Genomic DNA, 4,107 nt, shown 5'->3' on the forward strand with positions numbered 1-4,107 from the left:
TCAACACTCCCTGATAGTGTTTAAAATATAAGAATAGTTGCACTAATAAGAAAAAGTGGTAAAATATCATATCGAACAAATTAAATATTATGAATAATTATGCCGCAAATTTATTTTAACGGTCCGGAAGGGCGAATTGAAGGAAGATATGCAAAAGCTACCTCACCTAATGCTCCTATTGCATTAGTTCTTCATCCTCATCCTTTATATGAGGGTAATATGAATAATAAAGTAGTTTATAATGCCTATAAAATTTTAGCAGATAACGGTTATACCGTCTTACGTATTAATTTTAGAGGAGTAGGGGGATCGCAAGGTAAATTTGATAATGGAGTCGGTGAAGTTATTGATGCTGGGGCAGCTCTCGACTGGTTACAGCAGAATAACCCAAATGCTCAGTCTAATCTGATATTAGGCTTTTCTTTTGGAGCATGGATAGCTATGCAGCTTGTAATGAGACGTCCAGAAATAAATCATTTTATTACTATTTCGCCGCCGGTTAATACAATTCATAAATATGACTTCTCTTTCCTTTCACCTTGTCCCATCCCAGGGTTTATATTACAGGGAGATAATGATAGTATAGTATCGGCAGATGATGTAAAAGACCTAGCAAATAGATTATCTAAGCAACAATCCCATATTAAAGTTGATTATAAAATTATCAATGGGGCTGACCATTTCTTTCGTTATAAAACTGAAGAATTTTCTAAAGCAATAAGTGATTATTTAATAACGATCCAATCTAATTATCATTACCATAATAACAATGTAAATGAAGAAATTAGTAAGAGCCAAAAGAAACTATTTTTATATTAGGTTTTGTCTTATCCGTCATTGCGAGTAGGCGTTGCCCGCGTGGATCAATTTCACCTCTGTCATCCCGTGGCTTGACCACGGGATCCAGTTAAAAATACTAAAATATTTCTTTCGCAGGAATGACATGATACAACAACACCTATAATTCTAAATAAGCTTCTATTGCCAAAATTAATATTTCATCTTTTTTAGCATCTAACTCTTGAGTTAATTCTTCGTAAATTTGCCTATCTGATAGAGAAGTAAATTTTTTAAATAGCTGCACTAATTTTAAAGAAGGGATAATACGAAAAGCATCTTTTAATATTTTGGTCTTTTTATTAATATTAAGCTTATCATTTAAATTAAAGTAAAATTCTAGTAATTCATCGTTATAAAAATTTAAATCTATAGCTGTTTCCAAATAATCTATAGCATTAGCCGTATTATTACTTTCTACTTCTTGCTTTGTTGCTAATAAATAATACTCAGCAATTTCCGGCATAGACTCATGTTTATGAAATTTTGCGAGCTTATTTGTTATAAAAATAAATTTCGTCCATAGAGAAAGTCTAGCATAACAACGCATTAAAGTAATTAAATTGTCACTATCAAGTTCATTGAAATTATAAGCCTTTGTTGCGTAATTTTCTGCTTTCTCATACAAAGATTTATCATAATAAAGTTTTGCTAGGTTTTTGCTACCGTAAAAAACAAATTCTTTAGATGTAATAAGTTTTTGAAAATAGGAAATTTTTCTATCTACATCCTCTTCAGTTACGGCTAAGATTAAATTATGGAATTCTTGTGAATCTTTTAGATCTTCAGAAGATAAATTTTTGCGGGCAATAGAAGCAGATTTAGCTTTATTACTCATAATATATTCGGCAAAAGCTAAAATTAAAGTATATCTATCATGATTAACTTTTCGTTTATTAAAAATATTATGTATTTTAGACGGTAAATCGATAATTAATATTAGAAATCTAATGACAATAAAACAAGAAATTAGTAATAATAACCCTAAAATAAGACTAAAGAACAAAGTAGTCTCAATATTATAATCGTATAAACTAATAAAAACTTTGGAATCAAAGCTCTCTATTAAAGTAAACCCGAAATAAAGTAGTAAAAAAGTAGTACATATTAATAATAACCTAAACATCTTTATTTACAAACTCCTGCATAAATTTTTCTGAATAAAGAAAATCGATTAGATAGTTTAATTTCTCTAAAATTAGAGCTTTATCTTGTTCTTTTATTATCGTAGCAGAAGGTTTTTTCTCAATTTTGATAAATTTCTCCAACCATTTATGGTTGGTAGGAAAAATTACTTCCGTACTACTTGATTTCGAGAAAAGATAATTATTATTATATGCTTCTAAGTTATTTAAAATATTCTTTATATCTAGAGGTAACCAATTGAAATATAAGGTTTTTAGTTCTTTGCTATAATCCTTATCTTGCATAAAATTATATATTAATAGATTTACATTTAATAAGTAATTAATATAGTCAATTGATCCCCATCCGCCTATATCGTCACTCGTTGTTCTCCTATTAGTCATAGGTTTTGCTTCTTGCTCTTTATCTCTGGATGAGGCTGAAATAGTTTCTAGTTTCTGTTCAGGCGGTGCTTCAGGGAACTTTAAAGAACTTACGTAATTTAAAAGCGACTTAGTAGATAATAGAGGGGCTGCTTCCTTTTCTTCTGCGGTATTTTCTTTATTTTCTACTGCTTGATCAGAAATTTGACTTAAATCTTTATTTTCACTTTTAAACAGTTTTAAAATATCGGCTCTATTATGATAAAAAGTAAAAGAAGATAAGACAAATATTACTATTGCTATAAAAAAGATATTTTTGCTTTTAAATAAACTATCAAATTTTTGCATTTTCGGATAATAACTTGATTATATCGTTAGGGTTTTGATCATCACAATAAATCACATTTTTTATAAAAGTTCTAACTATATTTGCGACTTTCAAACTTATAGCTACAACTAAACTATCTTGTAAATATTCTAGTAAATTATTTTGAAGTAATAATCTTAAAAAAGTTTTAGCACTATTCTGAGAATAAAGTAAAATAAAGTCAATATTGTTTTTAAATTCTTTTATAATTGATAACGGTAGCTCGTCCAAATATTCTACATTATAAATGATATGTCTAGCTATTTTATTAGGCAAATCTTTAGTAATTTCATTTGAAGATAAATATATAGTCTGCTCATATAAATCAGGAGGAAAATGTTTAATCAAATCTTCCACGTTTTTAGCAGTATAAATTACTTTCTTGCCTAATAATCGTTTTGACTTACTACCTACTACCCAAATATCTTGTTTTAAGTTATAACCGGCTAAGATATTTGCTGCGTATTTACTAGTAATTATTATATTTGAGTAATTATCTAAAATATCAATATTAAAATCTAATGTTTCATATTTAATTAAAGGACAATGAATATAACGTAAATCTAAATTATATTTACTTATTTCTTTTATAGTTTCATTATTTTCTTCAATATTTCTAGTTAATAAAACCGATTTCATACAATATTTGTACCCCAATATAAAAAGCAACTGCCCAAATAATAATAGCAGCTATTTTATTAATTATGGTTAAAATCATACTACTTTTATTTAGCTTTCTGATATTATAACCTGCAACTGCCAAAGAAAAAAAACCATACCCAAGATAATAAATATACAAGTTAAGGTAAACATAATTTCGTTATACTTTAAGGAAGTGTTGAGAGATAAGGAATTAAGCAGAGAATTACAGGAAGAATATTTTTTTGGAAAAATTTGTGTTTAAATTTAAGATAAATTTTGGTCAGTATATACAAAATTAGTAGAAATTTTGTTACTATCTATGCGTTATCTATGATAATATTTATCAAGGTCAAAATTCTTATCTTGCATGTTATTTTTCTTTACAGCACAAAGATGCACTCCTTTCCTAGTGGCTGCATCTTTGACAGGCTTTGTACAATATGCTTTATCTACATATGTAGCACCGGAGTGTGGCATAACATGTTTAAAACCTTTGCTATCAGTAACATTTGCAGGGGTAACTGCAACCTTATTAATCATCCCTGATTGAATATCAACACTAACATGTTTTTTATAACCATACCAAAAATTATTACCTCCTTTACAACCAATTTTAGCTCGTTTATCATTTGCAACTTTAGACAAACTCTTATTATTGAGCTTGTCATATTTTTGCTTCCTCAACTCATCACGTTCTTCCCAAAGACTAGCTTTTGAGATTAAATGAGAGGTATCCACAAAAGTAAATACCTC

At 28.3% G+C, this 4,107-nt stretch carries 5 protein-coding genes and 1 pseudogene; 1 reads left to right on the forward strand and 5 read right to left on the reverse strand.

The genetic code is table 11. From position 1 onward, the window contains the following. The first annotated feature begins 99 nt into the window (after positions 1-99). Positions 100-819 (forward strand): alpha/beta hydrolase, encoded by a 720-nt coding sequence (locus SB78_RS03175; RefSeq protein ID WP_041078587.1) that lies wholly within the window; start codon positions 100-102, stop codon positions 817-819. Positions 820-958: 139 nt separating this feature from the next. Here SB78_RS03175 and SB78_RS03180 read toward each other — a convergent pair whose 3' ends face one another. The 5 genes and pseudogenes from SB78_RS03180 to SB78_RS03195 form a co-directional block, all read right to left on the reverse strand. Then, positions 959-1,963, reverse strand: coding sequence for a tetratricopeptide repeat protein (locus tag SB78_RS03180; protein WP_041078590.1), 1,005 nt, complete (start codon positions 1,961-1,963; stop codon positions 959-961). Further along, positions 1,956-2,693: a palindromic element RPE2 domain-containing protein gene (locus SB78_RS03185; RefSeq protein WP_041078592.1), complete on the reverse strand. Its 738-nt coding sequence runs from the start codon at positions 2,691-2,693 to the stop codon at positions 1,956-1,958. The genes SB78_RS03180 and SB78_RS03185 overlap by 8 nt, the downstream gene beginning before the upstream one ends. Further along, on the reverse strand, positions 2,680-3,351 hold the full coding sequence (locus tag SB78_RS03190; RefSeq protein WP_041078594.1) for a uroporphyrinogen-III synthase: 672 nt from the start codon (positions 3,349-3,351) through the stop codon (positions 2,680-2,682). Before SB78_RS03190 ends, SB78_RS03185 begins: the two co-directional genes overlap by 14 nt. Continuing rightward, a pseudogene (locus SB78_RS07925) lies at positions 3,329-3,528 on the reverse strand (amino acid transporter); the annotation flags it as partial. The pseudogene SB78_RS07925 and the gene SB78_RS03190, both read right to left, overlap by 23 nt. A 150-nt stretch (positions 3,529-3,678) precedes the next feature. After that, positions 3,679-4,107 (reverse strand): transposase (locus SB78_RS03195; protein WP_041078596.1); only part of this gene is annotated, 429 nt, incomplete at its 5' end.

Origin of the sequence: Rickettsia asembonensis, assembly GCF_000828125.2 — a bacterium.
GTDB lineage: Bacteria > Pseudomonadota > Alphaproteobacteria > Rickettsiales > Rickettsiaceae > Rickettsia > Rickettsia asembonensis.